This window comes from Sphingobium sp. BHU LFT2, assembly GCF_018604485.1.
Taxonomy (GTDB): domain Bacteria; phylum Pseudomonadota; class Alphaproteobacteria; order Sphingomonadales; family Sphingomonadaceae; genus Sphingobium; species Sphingobium yanoikuyae_A.
The window spans coordinates 438834-457376 of sequence record NZ_JAFCGW010000001.1 but is presented as its reverse complement, the minus strand read 5'-3'; the positions used below and the strand labels follow the sequence as shown (position 1 = coordinate 457376).

15 protein-coding genes and 1 tRNA gene are annotated in these 18543 nt (G+C 59.5%); 4 read left to right on the top strand and 12 right to left on the bottom strand.

Annotated features, from left to right (window positions below):
- Positions 1–142 precede the first annotated feature (142 nt).
- Positions 143–218, top strand: a tRNA-Thr gene (locus JQK15_RS02255).
- 812 nt (positions 219–1030) lie between these two features.
- Here the strand turns inward: JQK15_RS02255 and JQK15_RS02250 are convergent.
- The 6 genes from JQK15_RS02250 to JQK15_RS02225 all read right to left on the bottom strand — a co-directional run bounded on the left by JQK15_RS02250 (position 1031) and on the right by JQK15_RS02225 (position 9106).
- The gene (locus JQK15_RS02250; RefSeq protein ID WP_214863164.1) at positions 1031–2812 is read right to left on the bottom strand and encodes a hypothetical protein; all 1782 of its coding nucleotides are present in this window, start codon (positions 2810–2812) and stop codon (positions 1031–1033) included.
- Positions 2813–2862: 50 nt separating this feature from the next.
- Positions 2863–3789, bottom strand: coding sequence for an ATP-binding protein (locus tag JQK15_RS02245; protein WP_214863162.1), 927 nt, complete (start codon positions 3787–3789; stop codon positions 2863–2865).
- A gap of 132 nt (positions 3790–3921) precedes the next feature.
- On the bottom strand, positions 3922–6165 hold the full coding sequence (locus JQK15_RS27390) for a GmrSD restriction endonuclease domain-containing protein (protein ID WP_214863160.1): 2244 nt from the start codon (positions 6163–6165) through the stop codon (positions 3922–3924).
- A gap of 47 nt (positions 6166–6212) precedes the next feature.
- Complete coding sequence (locus tag JQK15_RS02235; protein ID WP_214863158.1) at positions 6213–7037, bottom strand: hypothetical protein; 825 nt, start codon at positions 7035–7037, stop codon at positions 6213–6215.
- Positions 7038–7375: 338 nt separating this feature from the next.
- Positions 7376–7774: a surface-adhesin E family protein gene (locus JQK15_RS02230; RefSeq protein WP_214863156.1), complete on the bottom strand. Its 399-nt coding sequence runs from the start codon at positions 7772–7774 to the stop codon at positions 7376–7378.
- 162 nt (positions 7775–7936) lie between these two features.
- A complete protein-coding gene (locus tag JQK15_RS02225) occupies positions 7937–9106 on the bottom strand; it encodes a DUF6161 domain-containing protein (RefSeq protein ID WP_214863153.1) in 1170 nt (389 codons plus the stop codon).
- A 531-nt stretch (positions 9107–9637) separates the two neighbouring features.
- On the opposite strand from JQK15_RS02225, the gene JQK15_RS02220 reads away from it, so the two are divergent.
- Positions 9638–10576, top strand: coding sequence for a right-handed parallel beta-helix repeat-containing protein (locus JQK15_RS02220; protein WP_214863929.1), 939 nt, complete (start codon positions 9638–9640; stop codon positions 10574–10576).
- A gap of 31 nt (positions 10577–10607) precedes the next feature.
- Positions 10608–10802 carry a hypothetical protein gene (locus JQK15_RS02215; protein WP_004210651.1) on the top strand — a complete coding sequence of 65 codons (195 nt, stop codon included), beginning with the start codon at positions 10608–10610 and terminating at the stop codon, positions 10800–10802.
- 114 nt (positions 10803–10916) lie between these two features.
- Here the strand turns inward: JQK15_RS02215 and ahpF are convergent, their stop codons facing one another.
- The 3 genes from ahpF to betI all read right to left on the bottom strand — a co-directional run bounded on the left by ahpF (position 10917) and on the right by betI (position 13984).
- The gene (ahpF, locus tag JQK15_RS02210; protein ID WP_214863151.1) at positions 10917–12497 is read right to left on the bottom strand and encodes an alkyl hydroperoxide reductase subunit F; all 1581 of its coding nucleotides are present in this window, start codon (positions 12495–12497) and stop codon (positions 10917–10919) included.
- A gap of 186 nt (positions 12498–12683) precedes the next feature.
- Positions 12684–13247: an alkyl hydroperoxide reductase subunit C gene (ahpC, locus tag JQK15_RS02205; RefSeq protein ID WP_004210655.1), complete on the bottom strand. Its 564-nt coding sequence runs from the start codon at positions 13245–13247 to the stop codon at positions 12684–12686.
- Positions 13248–13381: 134 nt separating this feature from the next.
- The gene (betI, locus tag JQK15_RS02200) at positions 13382–13984 is read right to left on the bottom strand and encodes a transcriptional regulator BetI (protein WP_214863149.1); all 603 of its coding nucleotides are present in this window, start codon (positions 13982–13984) and stop codon (positions 13382–13384) included.
- Between the two features lie 170 nt (positions 13985–14154).
- On the opposite strand from betI, the gene JQK15_RS02195 reads away from it, so the two are divergent.
- Positions 14155–14637, top strand: coding sequence for a hypothetical protein (locus JQK15_RS02195; RefSeq protein ID WP_214863147.1), 483 nt, complete (start codon positions 14155–14157; stop codon positions 14635–14637).
- Positions 14638–15256: 619 nt separating this feature from the next.
- Here the strand turns inward: JQK15_RS02195 and rsmA are convergent.
- The 3 genes from rsmA to JQK15_RS02180 are packed head-to-tail and all read right to left on the bottom strand — an operon-like array spanning position 15257 to position 18468.
- Complete coding sequence (gene rsmA, locus JQK15_RS02190) at positions 15257–16111, bottom strand: 16S rRNA (adenine(1518)-N(6)/adenine(1519)-N(6))-dimethyltransferase RsmA (RefSeq protein ID WP_214863145.1); 855 nt, start codon at positions 16109–16111, stop codon at positions 15257–15259.
- Complete coding sequence (gene pdxA, locus JQK15_RS02185) at positions 16101–17126, bottom strand: 4-hydroxythreonine-4-phosphate dehydrogenase PdxA (RefSeq protein ID WP_214863143.1); 1026 nt, start codon at positions 17124–17126, stop codon at positions 16101–16103. Before pdxA ends, rsmA begins: the two co-directional genes overlap by 11 nt.
- Entirely contained in the window at positions 17104–18468 is a 1365-nt protein-coding gene (locus JQK15_RS02180) for a peptidylprolyl isomerase (protein WP_214863141.1), read from the bottom strand. The genes pdxA and JQK15_RS02180 overlap by 23 nt, the downstream gene beginning before the upstream one ends.
- Between the last annotated feature and the right edge of the window lie 75 nt (positions 18469–18543).

Sequence of the window (18543 nt, the reverse complement as noted above, 5' to 3'; positions counted from 1 at the left end):
AACATGCCGTAAATTCGCGCGCAAAAGCGGATGGATGGCGCGCAATATCGGTCGATCGTGCGACGAGGACGGGGCAGGGGGCAAGAAAGTGCATTTGGGCGCTTGTCCAATCGCCCGACCGCTGTTATCTGCCCGCGCCAGTGCCGCTTTAGCTCAGTTGGTAGAGCATCGCATTCGTAATGCGAGGGTCACGTGTTCGAGTCACGTAAGCGGCACCATTCCTTCTGACGTTGTCACTTAGGAACCTCGCAATTGGTACTTTTGCGAGGTTTGCAGGAATGGTCGCACCGTAGCACAGAGGCACTTGGCACGGAAGCTCGGCTCAGTGCGATTTAGTCCCAATGTGAGTCAACTTGTCGCCCTTCTGATTCGGGCTGTCCCGCTTTATCCATGATGGCTGTGGAAGTTGCCTCTGCCATCGGATCGGCTAAATGCTAGCCATGACCATCGAAGAACTCGACGCGATCCGCCGCGAGGCGTCTTAGCTGATCGCCAAGCGAAGTGGGTGGACGGCACTAAAAGCCCTGACTGTCGGAAGTGAAAGTCTCGAGCGTACGATTGCCGAGATCGCAGAACTATACGGCCTGACTGATGGCGAGCGGCGCATCCTGCGGCCTTCGATAGCTGGTGAAATCCAAAGCGGCGCGGCGGCGGCCATGAACGCTGCGAAGTCTCTCGCTGGAGTAGCAACGACTGCGACCGATGGCGCTAAGATCGCGAAGGCTGCTAACTCGGCTTGGAAGGCCGGTCGAGTTGGGAGATCACTGGCTATCGCAGCAACCCGCGGGCCGAAAGCGGCGCAGACCTTCGCGAACACGGGTCGTATTGTAGGTAAGGCGAACCCTGTGCTGCTAGGTTTGACGATCGCCTGGACCGCGGGATCGACAGGCTGGTTTGCCTATCACGCTCGGGCATTTAATCAGGCGGCTTACGAACTGAAGAGGCAGCAAATGCCAGGTCAAAGCGCGGAAGTGAGCGACTAGCTTTCCTAGTTAACCGTTGCCACTCACTTCAATGCCATGGACAGGGCTTAAAATCCCCCGTGTTTTAGGACTTTGGTCGCCGATTGCCGGTTCCAACCTAGCCGATCGACTTGATAGCAGCCATGGGAGTCCATCAGACGTTCGACATACGCGTGGTGCATGCCTGTCCAAGCGATCATCTCAGCCATAGTTATGCGGGAACTAGCGAGGCCGAGGACGACATCCCAACGAAGCTCCCATTGGTCGTCCGCCTGGACTAATTCTTTCAAGGTGTTGGCGTATTTGAAATGGAGGTTTAGAATTTCGAGCGCGTCCCGTTGCGAGCAATGTCGCGGCAGCCTTGAACATTCGATGTCCTGCGGGTCGAGAAACCGGATAGTGTCGACATCTTGCGTACGTATAAAGAGGCGGTTGATTGAGGTACCGGTCAGTCGAAAGGGTATGGGACGATCATTTCGGAGTAAGAGATCGAAAATGGTGCCCCAAGGCTTCAATCCGCCTCCCATGGCTCGCGCAATGCGGTGCAGCGGAACAATAGCCTCGGAGGTGTCGGCATCAGTCCATCTGTCCGCCGCCGCCTTCAGTTTCGTGATGAAGCGCTTATGCTCGCGGCTGTCCATCTGCGGTGCATCGAACAGGGATACGAGAAAGGGATGGCTCTGCATCTCCAGGTGACCTGCGTCTGCTATGCGCTGCATCGCGTACTGCGGCAAGCCTAGAGATGTAGACACGGCCTCAGCGCTCTTTCGGTGATCGCGGCGATCTCTGATGTCTTCCACTTCCGCCCGGTCCAGGGTGGGGAACAAGCGATTGGCACGAAGGCATATATGGGATTGGAGAAGTCCATCGCGGCGCCCCTTTGCCAAGATTCCCAATCCCAGAAGCGTTCTGTCGACTGCAGCCATCATTGCGATCTGCCCCGGGGGCGTCTCACCTGGGATCGTCCTTAGAGGGGCGAGCTGTTCGTTGATTGCGTCGCGGACGACGTCAGGGAGGACGTCGCTTTCCAATCCCGGGATGTAGTCCGCGATTCCAGTGTATCGGACATTGTATTTCGACCGGGAGCGCTGGCCGACAGCATCCTTTAGGGCGGGCATGAATGATGCGGGCCACTCCTTGATGATGTCGGCAGCCTGCGAAAGCGCGAGGGCATATTTTGCCTGCTGGTCCGGGGGCGGAGCCATGGTGCGCTTATGGCGATAGCGATCCGGGACCATGTTGAGCAAGGACAAGGCGAGTTCGAAGATCATTCCTCCGTCCCACGAAGACAGGGCTTCGGGCAGCATCCCGCGTGACGTATCGCGTCGGTTCGGATCCGGGTCCAAGAGCCCGCTGAGAAATGACAGCCCATCGCGCTGGTGCTCCGGAACCTCCCGTGCAGTGACGCTGGAAAGTAATTTGTTGCACCGATCGCACCGATCAAACCGGTGTGCGTGCTGCCAGCGCTGCAGAGCGCCGCAGTCGCATCGGCTAGCCAGGAACTCCCAGCTCTCCGTACAGCACGGCACAGTCTTAAGCGACCACAGGACCCGGTTGTGTGGGCTCGTTGCGACAGCGGCCGGAGCGAACCGCAGGGTCCTGACAAAAATCTCATCGGCCCGGACCGCTACTCCGAAGAAGTCAACATATCCGGTCTCAGAGCGTGGGAGGTGGCGCCGCTTCGCGACCTCTTCGACGGGCACGCGCAGGATTTCGGCCAACCTTGCTTCGTCGAGATCTTCAAGGAAGGCGGCGGTCGGGTTCTGAGGATGGGCCAGACCGACCTGCCGTAGAAGAGTGAAGGACGAGGGCAGATGATTCTTTGTCACCGTGCGGGTAACGAGGCTCATGAACCCTTCGGTCGGTATGGGGAGAACGCCCCAGAGAACGGGTCCAGTCATCAACCTATCTCCCCTTCTCGGGCAACAAGTGGATTGCTGTCGATCGTTCCGTCTCCAACGGCCCACTCGTTGACCGCATTTACAAGGTGGTCATGACTGATACGGTCGGCGCCTTCAGTCAGGGCCATCTCGAGGGCCGCCAGCATGATGCCATGAAATTCCCCAATAAGGCCGTTGCTTGCAACGCACAGATCTTTGGCAATCATCTTGAGGCCGGTGGGAAACTTGACGATTTCGTGATCCACCATGGCGTTGTCGATGCGATCGAGCAAACAGCTCCAATGAGCGAGGTCGTCGCCGGCCGCAACATAGGGGCGCAGGAAGACCTGCGGCTGGCAGCGGTTGCGCAGCTCGCGGTTGGACTTCACTAACGGCTCCGCATCGGAGGTTCCCATCAGAATAACGGGAACCCAGCCGAGCGTAAGGATGTTCTTGATGGTGTTGGCTGCTTCGGTCGCGAGACCCTTTCCCTTGATGTGATTAAGCTCGTCGATCACGAGGAGTTCGATCTTGAATTCCTGTATCGCCTCATGAACGCGCAGCAACAGAAGCTCGGCCTCGCCGCGGGTGGAGTATCCGCAACCGACTTCCGTGAGGATGGGCGAAGCAAGGCTTTTGGGCGTGCCGGTGGTCGACAAGGTAACATGGAGGACTGACTTGCGGGCAGGATCGAAGCCATATTGCTTTGCGACGTGCTGCGTGAGAATCTTTGCGCATGTGCTTTTTCCGGCACCGGACGGATGCAGATACCGCGCGCCTCGACGCATCTGACCGGCAGGTTGGTTAAGCCCCATGAGCCGGAGCGAGTTCATCTGCATAACGGAGGTCGCTGAGCCGTTACCTATGCAGACTAGGTGAAGCGGAGCAGCATTGGCCTGTGCAGCCACAACGATGCCCACAAAAAACAGGCCGACCTTCAGCTTCATCTTTCCCCCAATCTTTTGAAATCCAGAAGGCCATACGAAATATGAGTGTCGAAACTCTAAATATGCGCGCACTCAGGGCGTTGCGCGATAACGCCCATTATGTTGACGGTAGTTTGGGCAGTGGTTCGAGCCTCAAGGAAATCGCTGCTTCACGTAGTCAGTGATCGACGTGCCCATAAGTTCGGTTGTCGCATTGCCACCTCGAACGAAAAACCTCTGCTGGTTGCCGTCCTTCACAAACGCAGCTTTGGGACCATTTTCGCATCGGATAGCCAGAATGCGTCCGCCGTTTTGGTCCTCGAAATGAGCATGGATGTATGGAAGGAACACGTCACCGATGCGATCTTTGATAAGGTTCACGAGGTGCAATCCCATCTTGTCCTCGTTAGGAAAGCTATCTGCATCCAGTCCCAGCACTTCGCCGCTGTCCGAAACCCCAATCAGCAGCGTGCCGCCTTTGGCATTGAGAAAACCAGCCATGGTTTTCAGGGCCGACAGGTGCATTTTTTCATCCTGCTGGCCGGTATGAAGGTTAATGCGAAGCGTCGATTTGAATTCGACAGCTCCCGTTTCGCCCCCGGCGATTAGTTCGGAGACGTTGGCAGGTGCGGCAACCTCCGCTTTCGTGCTCCCTACGAGCTTGTTCCACGCCTCTCGGACGACCTGAGCCATCCGCAAGCGGCGGGCAACAAGGAATTGGTCATATGGCATTTCCCACCACAGGTGAGGCAGGGCGTGCAGGCGATAGAGGTGATCCCGCTCTATGGCGGTTAATGGGGCATCCAAGGCGGGTACATATCCAGCGGGAGATTGCTTTCCGATCTTGATATTGTCAGGCCATTCGACCGGCGCGAAGTTGGCAATCTGATTAATCAGCTTGAGGTCCGTGACACCTTGATCTTCCAGATAGCCGCGTGGGAATAGATGGTGCTGCTCAAGGGAAGCCTTCGACCCTTTGACTGCCGGATCGATCATGGCCGCGATTTTCATCGGGCTGAACAAGGCCGGGGCGTCCAACTTGATGAGTGCCGCCTGATAGGCAAACAGTGACGGGCTTCGAGCCGCAGACGTTGCAAGTTGGCTGGGGAGTGTGATTTCCCAATAATCACCTGTCAGCGTAGTTGCGCAGATTTCCCGAAGGCGGGCCACAAACGCAGTACCATCGGCAAGCCCCCGGACCATCGCTAGATCAGCTTCAAAACGGGTCTCAGGGGAGTTGGTATAGCGTCCGGTCATAGCCGCCATGAAATAAAATTCAGCAATCACTTGCCGCACCGTGGTTCGGTCTATGCCGTAGTCCCGAATGCCTATCAGGTAGAGGACATAGCAATATATGATCGCCGCTTCCGAGCTGACCATCTTTTGCCCGCGATAACCGGCCAATTTCAGGGCATCGAGGAAGTGGTGCCAGTTGGCGAGGTTGAGAACGGCCTGCTGCGCCTCCCGCATTAGGGCGAACTGCCCCTCTCGCTTTTCCGGGTTGTCGAGGCCAGTTGCCGGATCGCGTCCCCGAAGGGCGCTATAGACATTTTCCAGTCGGGCGCGTTTCAGTGCCAAACCGACCGTTGCACGAAGCATCTGGTCCGGCGATGGCTTTATGAAATGATTGAACGGAGAGGATTGCCCGTCGCTGGGCATCGCCGCTTTGTGCGAGAAGGATTCCAGATCAACCCGGCCTTCCTCCCAAAAGACCGACATGAGCGTCATAATGAAATCGGCTTGATTGAGCGGCTTGCCCTTGCCGTTGATCCGAACAAACACCTCAGCAATTGTCTGTTCATCGACTGATGCATTGAGCGTCAAAGCCGTGAAGCTGTAGCCTGTCAGATCACGCAGCTTGTTGAGGGACTTTTCGATCTTCCGCCGATCTTCCTTGGACAGTTCCCGGATTTCCGAAAGGTGGTCGATAAACTCTTCTCGGAAATCGGTAGGATCGAAGCCCGGCTCCCACAGCTTCGAGATGTTGGTGACATATGAACGATCCTTGCGAATGGCCGCGTCCGCTACGTCAAACCGCTCTGACAGCGGATTGAAGGCTATCTCGATCCGTTCCTTCTTGAAGTTGGCCCGAAGGACTTCCGCTCCCTTAATGACAGCATAGAGCGACGTGAGGCGCTGTTGCCCATCCACGATGGCAAGTTCGGGCACGGACTGCTTTACGCCGGTGCCGATGCTCTTGAGCGTCCCTTCGCCCCCGGTTTTCCAGAACAGGAGAAAACCAGCCGGATAGCCGCGATATAGCGAGTCAAAGAGATCGCGGACGTTGACATTGGGCCATACGAACGGACGCTGCAATTCGGGCAGTCCAATTTTCCCTCGATCAATATCTTCAATGAGCGTAACAATAGGTTCGCTGCTTGGCGAGAAGATCGTCACCGAAAAATCCCCGTTGTCTGAAAATGCTGAGGTAAAAGAAATTTTGTTTAGAAGGAATCTCTGTCGTATGGACTGTTATCTATTTTTGGATACCAATCATGCGGTATATATTTATTTTCTTTGAGAAAATTCAGGAGCGCATCAGGATAACTTTGGAACTGAATTTGTGAATTTTCTGGGCAACCATCGATTGCCTGAATTCGGCATCCTGTTGGTAGCTGCCAATCTGCTGAAGCATCGTAAGATGCTACCATCTTGCTCCATGCCCAGTCGATCTTTCCTAATCTCGCTGCAGCCGCAACAAAAGCAGGGCAAGCCCCATTGCGGGTGAAGCTATCTTGGCTTGGTTCGCAAAGTCCTTCAGTTTCCCGGACAGTCTTCTCGAACAAGGGGCGAAATGCCTGCCTTGAAGACACATCCGTCGTCCGACCGTCCCGAATGTTAAGGATTTTTGGTGGGGCGTAGCTATATGCGTATGGTGAGAAAGCATACAGAAAAGAATTGTCATTGAAGACGTAGTCGGTGTATCCATCTCGAGAAATGTCTTTAGGTGTATCTATTTGATCTCCATCCCAAGATCCTAGATTTACAACTTTTAGCTTTCCTCCTGAGAGCCCAGCCACTTGAACGGTGTTGCAGCAATGTGCGCCGCCGCTGAAGCTTTGTAATAGTATTACGGGGTAAGTACCTTCACGGTTTACAATCGAATTAAGATGATGGGTGTATGAATTGCTAACCATTTCTCCCTGCATAGAGATTTTGGTGTCAGCATATTCGATTTCGATGATTGGCGCGGATAGTTCTCCCTCCCGACGAGCGGTGGCGGTTATGACCATTGGCCCTAATTGCCACGAAGATGCAGTTGGGTACATGTCCGCGCGCCATTCGATACCCGAGGCGGCCGGAAATGGAGGGGGGTTAGGGGAGGACAACTGTGCTTCCACCGGAGGGTCTCGCCTTTGAGCACTATGGGATGAGTTCTTCTCTACGATGGGTTTAGTGGGCGGCCGCGTTCCTATGGTGATGGCCCCCGCCAAGCCGAGGGCAAAAGCGAAGGCCATGATGATAATCTTGCTGCCCCACTTTCCTTGTGAGAGTTCGCGAGCATCAGTCGAGAGATCAGTCTTGCAATAGTGGCAGATTAGCGCTTCAGCTCTAATCTTTTCGGCGCATTGAGGGCATCGTTTTCTTCCGGGAATAAGCACAAAAATTATTCCTGTCCGTAGGCGCAGGCAATCAAAGATGCTGATTCGGCCATGCTGTCTGGCACAAGCGGATCGTACCCTACTCCATAGCTGTAATCGGAATAGTTCTGACTAGAAACTACTTTTCCGTATGAATCATAAGAAATTACCGAAAGGGTTCTATACTTACCTGCTTGGCAATCAAAGCTGATAAGTTGTAAAGTTTCTCTCCATTGAATGGATTTATTTCGTGAATGGTTCAATTTGATCCACGCCTGCTTTTTGCCGCTGACGGTCTTAATCCTGTTGCCATCCATGAACCATTCGGTTCCGTTTGTGGCGGAGCCAATGCTTTCCCATTCCGCGTGTGCTGGTGCCGCAATCGCTCCAAGCCCAAAGCAGGTAAGTATGACCTTTTTCAACATAATGCCCCCATTTGATCTCCCGAATCAGGGCAATATACTGAAGAAGATTAATCTTCCAGCGCGGGGTATTTGTTCATCTGCAGGTATAGTGCTGTGGGCCTGACCCTAGTGAATGGGGATTCAGGGTTTCGTGACGGAATGCGGCTCATAATCATGGGCTGCCTATGGCTTCCCTGTTCCTTTGTCGTTCGACAACAGTCCGCTAGCGATCGCGGCCGGTGACAAAAATGGCATTGCGTCATCATTCACGATGCCGTCGGATACAGGCCGAAACAGCGTAGCTAGAACAATTTTTCTGTCTTCCATCGCTGCTTGCCCATCTGCAGTAAGCGCAATGTAGGTGTCGCCGAGGGCGGCTCTAGCTTCCGCATCGATCGCAAGGTGATGTTCTGTCATGTAGAGGCGAACGAATATACGCGTGGCCCACAGTCCGAGGGTTAGAACAATGAGCGTTGCGCCAGATGCAAACAGTAGGCGATGCCACGCAAACTCTTGCGCGCGCGCGCTCATGAGATATCCCGCAGAGTGAAAGAAGCTATAGGCTGACACGATCGTTAGGCCGAACGTGACTGGGGCCATAGCTATGGCAGCCCAGCCAAGTTTCTTTCGATTAGACTTGTGCGCCGCCGCTCGATTGGTCCAGAGGGTGGAAGTGCGAGTGAGTTGGAGGCGCTGGTTGTAAGCTTCCAAAACATTCTGCCACTCTGCTTCCATCTCTGCTGCGCGATTGGCAAACTCTTGCCTCTCAGTTTCTGCCGATAGCAAAATTCGTTCTTGCTCTTCCTTGAGATCCGCAAGAGCCGATTCCACTGTTAACATTTTTAAATTTGCGTCATTTATTGACGCCAGAAAGGCTTCGGGGTCGCGCACCAGATCATGAACAATGTTCGGCAAAAGATGCTTGACCGAGGCAGTCATTCGCTCATTCAAAGCGGTTTCAACGCGATCGCCGCCAACCTGAGTGTTTCCCGTCGAGAAGCGAAGTGCTCCTTCTCCAAGAAGTGTAAGCACTTCCTCCCGGTTTTCCCGTTCCAAAGCTTCGATGATTGCTTTGCCTAAAGTAGAGTCCGCCAGGATTGGGCGATGCTTTCTTATAGCTTGAGAGATTGCACGTTCGCCACTTGGCGTTCCGGCATTTTCCACGCCTGATCTTGCATCGGCAACAAAGCGCTCAAGCCGATCCGTGAGCCTGCTTATCACCTCGCTAGAGAGTTTGCTTTCCGGCTTAATATTTTTCCACTGGCTGCTAGCGCGGCCCATTTTCCGGAAAAAATCTTCGGCTGTCTCGAATGTTCGGACCGCTCCATTGCGGCTCCCGAAATCGATGTGCATTGCCCCTCCTAGCTTGTGGCTTGATTTAACTCTACTGTTGGTCGAGCCATTTCACTACAGGCGCCGGAAAATACAATCCAACGCCTCATTGTCTGAAATGACGCAGGTATAGCGCAGGTCGCTTTCCCACTTTTCTGCCTACCAAAGTACTTTCAGTAGGAAAACGCTCAGAATGCAACTCTGCTGCGTTTGGGTATGGCGTGGGACTGAGCGGATGAGTTATGTAGATTGACCCAAAGTCTGGCTGAAAACTTCGCCTTTTAGCTAGGCCGTCAGGAGCCTTCGTAATGCGAGGGTCACGTGTTCGAGTCACGTAAGCAGCGATGGGCGGGCGTGCGGTGCGTTCGATCAGGATGTCATTGCGTTGCGGTCTGCCGCTTCGCCGACGGTCAGGTGAAAGGCGAACGGCCTTTTCGGGGCGCCGGACCCCTGTAAACGTCTTGGCAATAATCCTGCCCCAAAGTGGGGCATGTGCTTTCAGGTTTACTATGGGGCTTGGCTATGATGCGGTCGGCGCCTAGCCTTGATGTCATGCGCATCCTCTCGACCCTGCTGCTGGTGTCCGCAGCCATCACCGCATCGGCCTTTGCCCAGAGCGCGCCGGCCCCGTTCACGCTCGCCGAAAATGGCCGGGGCTTTGCCTCGCTCGCCGATGCGATCGGCGCGATCGGCGATGGCAAGGGCACGGTCATCGTCGCGCCGGGTACCTATCGCCAGTGCGCGGTGCAGAATGGCGGCGAGGTGACGATCAAGGCGGCAACGCCGGGCAGCGCGATCTTCGACGGCGCGATCTGCGAGGAAAAGGCGGCTTTGGTGCTGCGCGGCCGCGCCACCATGGTCGATGGCCTGATCTTCCAGAATCTGCGCGTGCCTGACGGCAATGGATCGGGCATCCGCCTCGAAAAGGGCAATCTTTCCGTCAGTAACAGCCTGTTCCGCAACAGCGAGGAAGGCATTCTGACCGGCGAGGATCGCGGCGCCTCGGTCCAGATCGACAAGTCGACCTTCCGCCATCTGGGCCGGTGCGACCGTGATCTCGATTGCGCCCATGGCATTTATATCGGCCGGGTCGCGCGCCTTAGCGTCACCCGTTCGCGCTTCGACCAGGGCGATGGCGGCCATTATCTCAAGAGCCGCGCCGCGCAGGTCGATATCCGCGACAACAGCTTTGACGACAGCGGCGGCCATCTCACCAATTACATGATCGACCTCAGCAACGGCGCCAGCGGCCAGATCGTCGGCAACGACATGGTACAGGGCAAGGACAAGGATAATTGGTCCGCCTTTATCACCATCGCGCCGGAAGGCCGCGAGCAGGACAGCAGCGCCCTGGTGATCGAAGGGAACAAAGCCGGCTTCGTGCCGGGCCTGGCGCGCGGCTCGACCTTCGTCGCCAATTTTACCGACGATGTCGTCCGTATCGGCCAGAACCAGCTTGCCCCCAGCATGAAGGTCAAGGACCGGCGCTGACTTTGCCGCGCCGATCTGATAGGGAAGAGCCATGCGCACCACCTATGACAGCGCGACCGTCCGCCTCTATCATCTGGGCGACGACGGCGCGGCGATGACGATCCTGTATGGCCCCCTGAGCGAAGCCCTGCGCGTCGCCGAGCAACAGCCGCAGGAAGTGCAGGACGGCCTGTTCCTCGCCACCGACAATGATGTCGTGGCCTATCTCGACCTGATCGAAAGCTGAGCGGCCGCGCATTTCGGACGAGAAAATAGGAAAAAGGCCGGTCCGTCAGGGTAACGGACCGGCCTTCGCTGGCCTGAAAACCAGAAGGGGGGGACTGGTTCAGGCGGGCATTTTTCAGGCTGCCTCGGCCGCTTCCTCGGCAGTGGGCAGACGGATCAGATAGTCGAAGGCCGACAGGGCTGCGGTTGACCCCGCACCCATGGCGATCACGATCTGCTTGTAGGGCACGGTTGTGCAGTCGCCGGCGGCGAAGATGCCGGGCTGGCTGGTTTCGCCGCGCGCGTCGATCTCGATCTCGCCACGGGGCGAGAGCGCGATCGTGTCCTTGAGCCATTCGGTGTTGGGCACCAGGCCGATCTGGACGAAAATGCCTTCCAGCTCGACATCATGCTCGGTGCCGCTGTTGCGGTCCTTGTAGCTGAGGCCGCTCACCCGCTCGCCATTGCCGTTCACCTTTGTGGTCAAGGCCGAGGTGATGATCTTGACGTTGGGCAGGCTGGCGAGCTTGCGCTGCAGCACCGCGTCGGCGCGGAGTTGGCTGTCAAACTCGATCAGCGTCACATGGGCGACGATGCCGGCCAGGTCGATCGCGGCTTCGACGCCGCTATTGCCGCCGCCGATTACCGCCACGCGCTTGCCCTTGAACAGCGGACCATCGCAGTGCGGGCAGTAGGCGACGCCCTTGTTGCGATAGTCGTCCTCGCCCGGCACGCCCATCTGGCGCCAGCGGGCGCCGGTCGACAGGATGATGGTGCGGCCTTTCAGCGACGCGCCATTTTCCAGCATGACTTCATGATAGCCGCCTTCGGTCTTGGCCGGGATCAGCTTCGCCGCCTTTTGCAGGTTCATGATCTCGACGTCATAATCCTTGACGTGCGCTTCCAGCGCGCTGGCGAGCTTGGGGCCTTCGGTGCGGCTGACCGAGATGAAATTCTCGATATCCATGGTGTCGAGCACCTGGCCGCCGAAGCGTTCCGCCGCCACGCCGGTGCGGATGCCCTTGCGCGCCGAATATATGGCCGCCGCCGCGCCGGCAGGACCGCCGCCGACCACCAGCACCTCGAACGGATCCTGCTTGCGGATCTTCTCGGCCGCCTTCGCTTCGGCGCCGCTGTCGATCTTGGCGACGATCTGCTCCAACTCCATCCGGCCCTGGCCGAAGGGTTCGCCGTTCAGGAAGATGGTGGGCACGGCCATGACCTTGCGGGCGTCGACCTCATCCTTGAACAGGCCGCCGTCGATCGCGACATGGCTGATCCGGGGGTTGAGCACGCTCATCAGGTTCAGCGCCTGCACCACGTCGGGGCAGTTCTGGCACGACAGCGAGAAATAGGTTTCGAACGCATAGTCGCCGTCGAGATCCTTCACCTGCTGGATCAGATCCTGCGCGGCCTTGGACGGATGACCGCCGACCTGCAGCAGGGCGAGCACGAGCGACGTGAATTCATGGCCCATTGGCAAACCGGCGAAGGTCACACCGATATCGGTGCCGACGCGGCGGATCATGAAGCTGGGCTTGCGCTTGTCCGAACCGGTGGCAAGGCTGACCTTGTCCGAAAGCTCGGCGATTTCGGTCAGCAATTCGTTCATTTCGCGCGACTTCGCGCCATCATCCAGCGAAGCCACCAACTCGATCGGCTGGGTGATGTTCGCCAGATAGGCCTTCAACTGCCCCTTGAGATTTGCGTCCAACATGTCTGTCTGGCTCCGTGGAAAAATGGCGGGCCGTCCCGATCGGGAGGACGCGACGGCCCGTCCGGGGAATTGGTGCGACCCAAAAGCCCCGTTGAAATAGAGATAAGTCTGTAGAAATTTTTTTGAAGGTCCGCCGGGTCCCCTCAATCTGGGCGAACCCGGCGGCCTGTCAGCACCTAAAGATGCTTAGATCTTGCCGACGAGGTCGAGCGAGGGGGCGAGGGTTTCCGCGCCTTCTTCCCACTTGGCGGGGCAGACTTCGCCCGGATGGCTGGTCCAGTACTGCAGCGCCTTGATCTTGCGCAGCAGTTCGGCCGCGTTGCGACCCACGCCCTCGGGGGTGATTTCGACCAGCTGGATCACGCCTTCGGGATCGAGCACGAAGGTGCCGCGGTCGGCCAGGCCAACGCCTTCGCGCAGCACGCCGAACTGGTTCGAGATGTCGTGGTTCTGGTCACCCAGCATATAATAGTTGATCTTGCCGATGGCCGGCGAGGTGTCGTGCCAGGCCTTGTGGCAGAAATGGGTGTCGGTCGACACCGAATAGACTTCCACGCCCATGCCCTGCAGGGTGGGGTAGATGTCGGCCAGGTCTTCCAGCTCGGTCGGGCAGACGAAGGTGAAGTCGGCCGGGTAGAAGAAGAAGACGGCCCACTTGCCCTTGACGTCGGCATCGGTGACATCGACGAACTTGCCTTCCTTGAAAGCGGTTGCCTTGAAAGGCTGCAGGGGGGTGTTGATGAGAGCCATGGGCTATCCAGTTCCTTGATTAGGGTTGCTGTTGCGAAGCCTGTTTAGGGAAGCGGATGATTCGGGGGAAATTGGTTTTCTCGGACATGTTGATAGATAAAAGCGATTACACACTATCCGATTAATCGAACGGTTCATTGATCCCGCAGGGCATGACCCATGGCTCGTTCAACCAGCTGCTGCGCCTCTGCCGCGCTGAAACTGGTGGGGTCCAGGCAATATTCCAGCCAGAGCCCGTCGACCAGCGCGGTGAGGCCGATCGCCTTGAGCCGTACTTGCGCGGGCGAGAAGGCCGGCGCGGCGGCGGCGACCAGCCCCTCCAGTTGCGCGCGCGACGCGGCATAGATGTCGGCATGGGCGGCCGCCACATCGGTATTGGACTTGATCAGGCTCCAGAAGGCGATCCAGGTGGCGAGCAGGTCGGCGTCCAGCACGGGCTCGCGGAAATTGGCCTGGAGAAAGGCGCGCAGCCGGTCCAGCGGATCATCGCCCGCGCCTGCGATCGCTGCGTCCATGGCCTGGGACACGCGCTGCCCGACATCGCGATAGGTGGCCAGGATCAGCGCATCGACACCCTCGAAATAATGGGTCAGCAGGCCGGACGACACGCCCGCGGCGGCGCAGATGGCGCGGACAGAGGTGCCTGCCACGCCCTTTTCCGCCAGACATTTTGCCGTTGCGTCGATTAGTGCCTGCCGCCGGACATCGGCGGACTCCCGTACGAATTTCGCTCTCACTTGCCCCCCGGCATGGGACGACCCGGCGCCCCGAACATGCTATTCTGTTGCCGCTCATTGTGCGGAAATGACGGGCGCTGGCAAGCGCCGTTCGACCCGATTGCGGATCGATCCGGCCGGTTCGCCCGTTTCCCCCGCATATTGTCGTCATGACAGCAAGGAGACCATGGATGATCCGACAGCCCGCCACCACGTCCGCCCTTCGCCTGATCCTGCCCGGTCTGGGCGCGGTATTGCTGCTGGGTGGCTGCGCCAAGGGCGTGGACAACGAAACGGTGGCGAACAATGCGAGCGTGCCGGCCCATGCCGAGGCGATCGAGGATACAGACTCGGTCGCGGTCCCGGACAATGTAGGCGCGGCGCTGCCCACCGACGAATGGGTCGGGCGCTGGACCGGGCCGGAAGGGCTGTTCCTCGACATCCAGCCCGCGCCCGATGGCAAGCCGGGCCATTATGCGCTGGCCAACAAGGATAATCTCGACCGGGAGGCGACCTATAGCGGCCTGGCCGATGGCGCGACGATCCGTTTCGTGCGCGATGGCCGCGATCTCGCCATTCGGCCGGGCACGGGGGCGGAAACGGGCTTCAAATATCTTGCCGACAAGCAGGACTGCCTGATCGTGAAGCCGGGCGAGGAAGGCTATTGCCGATAAGCCGGGATCGGCAAAGGTCATGCCGACGCGACAGGGCCGAAGTTCACAGTGTCGTGCGGCATTTGTGGCCGTTTGCACCGGATATGCGCGTGCCACGCGCCCATGACGCGACGGTCGCGCGTCAATTGGGTCAGGACAGCCTCGCACCGACGCGCCGTTCGGGTCATGCCGACGCGACAGGGAGGCGACACATGGGTCACCGCCTGTTGTGGGCTGCGGTCGGGGCGAGGGAAAGGGGGCGGCGCTGGTGCATCGCCCAGGGTAGATCAGAGATTGGGCGAGTAGGACAGGGCTTTGCTACGCTTGCCTGACGATGTCGGGTTTTGACGGCTGACGACCACCGACGGACATTCCTTCTCCCGCTAGAGGGAGAAGGATACGAAGCCTTGCCGGCAAGGCCGGCTAGGCGAAGTTGGATGAGGGCCGCTCGCTTCATAAGACCCTCACCCTCCCACGCCTACGGCGCGGGCCCCTCCCTCTCCCGCAAACGGGAGAGGGTAAGCAGACGTTCGGCAATCCACCCAACTTCGTCACTCACGTCTCCGCAGGGGTGACCGTGCCAGAGACGTTCAGTTTCTGCTCCGTCTCTGGGCCTTGCCGGGGGTGCGCTGTAGCGGAATCAGGCGCTGGTGGTTGCCTGGCCAAGCTGGCGGGCGAGGGTGACGAATTCTTCGACGCTGACGGTTTCGGCGCGGCGTTGCGGGTCGATGCCGATCGCTTCCAGTGCATCGAGCGCGCCGGGGACGGACTTGAGGCTCTGGCGCAGCATCTTGCGGCGCTGGCCGAAGGCGGCGGCGGTCAGGCGTTCCAGGATCTTGAGCTGCACGCCTTCGGGCGCCGGCTTGGGGGTGATGTGGACCACGGCCGACATCACCTTGGGCGGCGGAGTGAAGGCGCTGCGATGCACTTTCATGGCGATGCGCGCGTCGCTGCGCCACTGGGCGAGGACGGCGAGGCGGCCATAATGGTCGGTGCCCGGTTTCGCGACGATGCGTTCGGCCACTTCCATCTGGAACATCAAGGTCAGGCTGGACCACCAGGGCAGCGGTGCCCATAGCGCCGACAGCCAGCCGACCAGCAGGGCGGTGCCGACATTATAGGGCAGGTTGGCGATGATATGGGCGCCATCGCCGGCCTCGGCACGGGCATCCACTTCCATCGCGTCGCCGGAAATGACGCGCAACTGACCGGGGAAGGCCAGCTCCAGTTCGGCGAGCGCCGGCAGGCAGCGCCGATCACGCTCGACCGCGACCAGCCGTCCGCCGGCGCGCAGGATCGCGCGGGTCAGGCCGCCCGGGCCAGGGCCGACCTCGAACGCGGGCTGATCCTGGATGCTGCCGGGAATGGCGGCGATCCGGTCGAGCAACTGTTCGTCGAGCAGGAAATTCTGGCCGAGCGCCTTGCTGGCCTGAAGCCCATGGGCGGCGATCACGTCGCGCAGCGGCGGCAAGGTGGGGCGGGCGTCAGCCGGCATAGGCAATCCGTGCGCGGGCGGCTTCGGCCGCCATCTTGAGGGCGGCGATCATCGCGCCGGGATTGGCGCTGTCGGTGCCGGCGATGCCGAAGGCAGTGCCATGATCGGGCGAGGTGCGCACGATCGGCAGGCCCAGGGTGATGTTGACGCCATCGTCGAAGTTCAGCGTCTTGATCGGGATCAGCGCCTGATCATGATACATGCAGAGCGCCGCGTCATAGGCTTCGCGGGCACGGGCATGGAACATGCCATCGGCCGCCAGCGGGCCGACAATGTCGATCCCTTCGGCGCGCAGCGCCTCGATCGCCGGGCGGATCACCTCAATCTCCTCGCGGCCGAGTGCGCCATTCTCCCCGGCATGCGGGTTGAGGCCGGCGACGGCGAGACGGGGGCGGGCGATGCCGAAATTGCGCTGCAGCCCCTTCACCGTGGTGAGGGCGCGGGCGCGGATCAGATCGATGGTCAGCGCCGAAGGCACATCGGCGAGCGCGATATGGATGGTGATCGGCACCACCTTGAGCGACGGGCCGGCGAGCATCATGACCGCGTTCTGGGCCGAGACGCCGCAGCGTTCGGCGACGAATTCGGTCTGGCCCGGATGGGTGAAGCCGACGCCGTACAGCTGTTCCTTGCCGACCGGCGCGGTGACGATGCCGGCGGCTGATCCGGTGCGGGCAAGGCCGACCGCGACCTCCAGTGCCTGGAAAGCGGTGCGGGCGCCATCGATGCTGGGTGTGCCGGGCACGATCTCGCCCGCTTCGGCCACCTGCATGCAGGGCAGGGCGCGATCGAACACCTGCGCGGCTTCCTCGGGCGATCCGACGATCTCGACCGGGCCGAGCCACACCGCGCGCAGCGATGCAGCATCGCCGACGGCGAAGAAGGCGGGCAGGCCACGCGCTTCGCGCATGACCCACGCCTTGGCGACGATTTCCGGTCCGATGCCTGCCGGGTCGCCGAGCGAGACGGCGAAGGGCGGCAGGCTGACCGGATCAGTTATATTCGATAACGGCATCGCGGCGAAGATCGCGCAGATAGATGCGGGCGCGCTTGTTGACGCGTTCCTCTTCCAGCTGGGCCTGGATCTGTTCGGGATTGGGGGCGTTGGCCGACTGCGGCTCGTCGCGGCCGCAGACGATCAAGACGCGGACGCCATCGTTGATCGAGCCGAAGGGCGGGGTGGATTCGCCGACCTGCAGATTGACCAGAATGTCCTGCAGCTGGGGCGGCAGGTCGCGCAGCTTCACATTGTCATTGTCGACCACGTCGGCGCCGATGCGGGCACCGATCTCGTTCGCCTGACCGCAGCCCTTGATCTCCTTGACCGCGGCGGCGAAGGTCGCGGCCTTCTGGCTGGCGGCTTCCTTGCTGGTGCCGGCCGGGAAGAGGACCGACAGCTGCTTGAGGCTGAGCAGCGAATCGCGCGGATCGGCGGTCAGCACCTTGCGCTTGTCCATCACATAGATGATCGACATGCCGCCCACCGTCTCGATCGGGCCGGCGAGCTGGCCGACCTGCAATTCGGTGGCGGCCTGCGCCAGTTCGGTCGGCAGCTGGCTGGGGCGGACCCAGCCGAGATCGCCGCCGACGACGGCGGTCGAGGCTTCGGAGAACTGACGGGCATAGGCGGCGAAGCTGCCGCCCTGCTTGATCTGTTCGATGATGTTGCGCGCGTTGGCCGTGATCTGGTCACGGTTTTCCGGCGTCGAGGACAGGTAGATTTCGCTGATCCGCACTTCGTCGCTGCCCTTGGCGGCGTTGAGGCGATCGACCACCGACTTCACTTCGTCTTCGGAGACGTTGACGAAGGGCTGGATGTTGCGGCGGAGCAGGCGGCTCCAGGCCAGTTCGCCCTCGATCTGGCGCTTGATGCTGCTGGCCGAGCTGCCCTGTTCGCGCAGATACTGGTTGAACTGGTCGGGCGACTTGCGGAAATTGGCCGCAACGCGCTCATAGCTCTGGTTCACTTCGGCCGGATCGATCTTGATGTCGTTGGCCGCCGCTTCCTGAATCTGCAGCGTTTCGTCGATCAGGTTGCGCAGAACCTGGACGCGCAGCCGTTCCTTCTCCTCGGCCGACACCTTGCCGCCATTGGCGGTGATGATGAGAGCCAGGCGCTGATCGACATCGGTGCCGGTGATGATGCGGCCGTTCACGATCGCCGTTGCCTTGCGGACATTGGGATCATTCTTGCCGAAGATGGTGACGTCCTTGGGCAGGTTCAGGCCCTGATCGGCGTCATTGTCGACGGCCTGGGCCGACACGGTCTGTGCCGCCATGCCCAGAAGGGCGGTGGACAGGAACAGGGTGCGCAGGCCCGAGCGAACGGATTTGGGCGAGAAAACGACAGAAAGCATCGTCGGCAAAAATCTCCAATACGGTCGGGAGCCAATGCCCCGTTCCGCCTTAACCGGTCCTGAGCGGACGGCGGG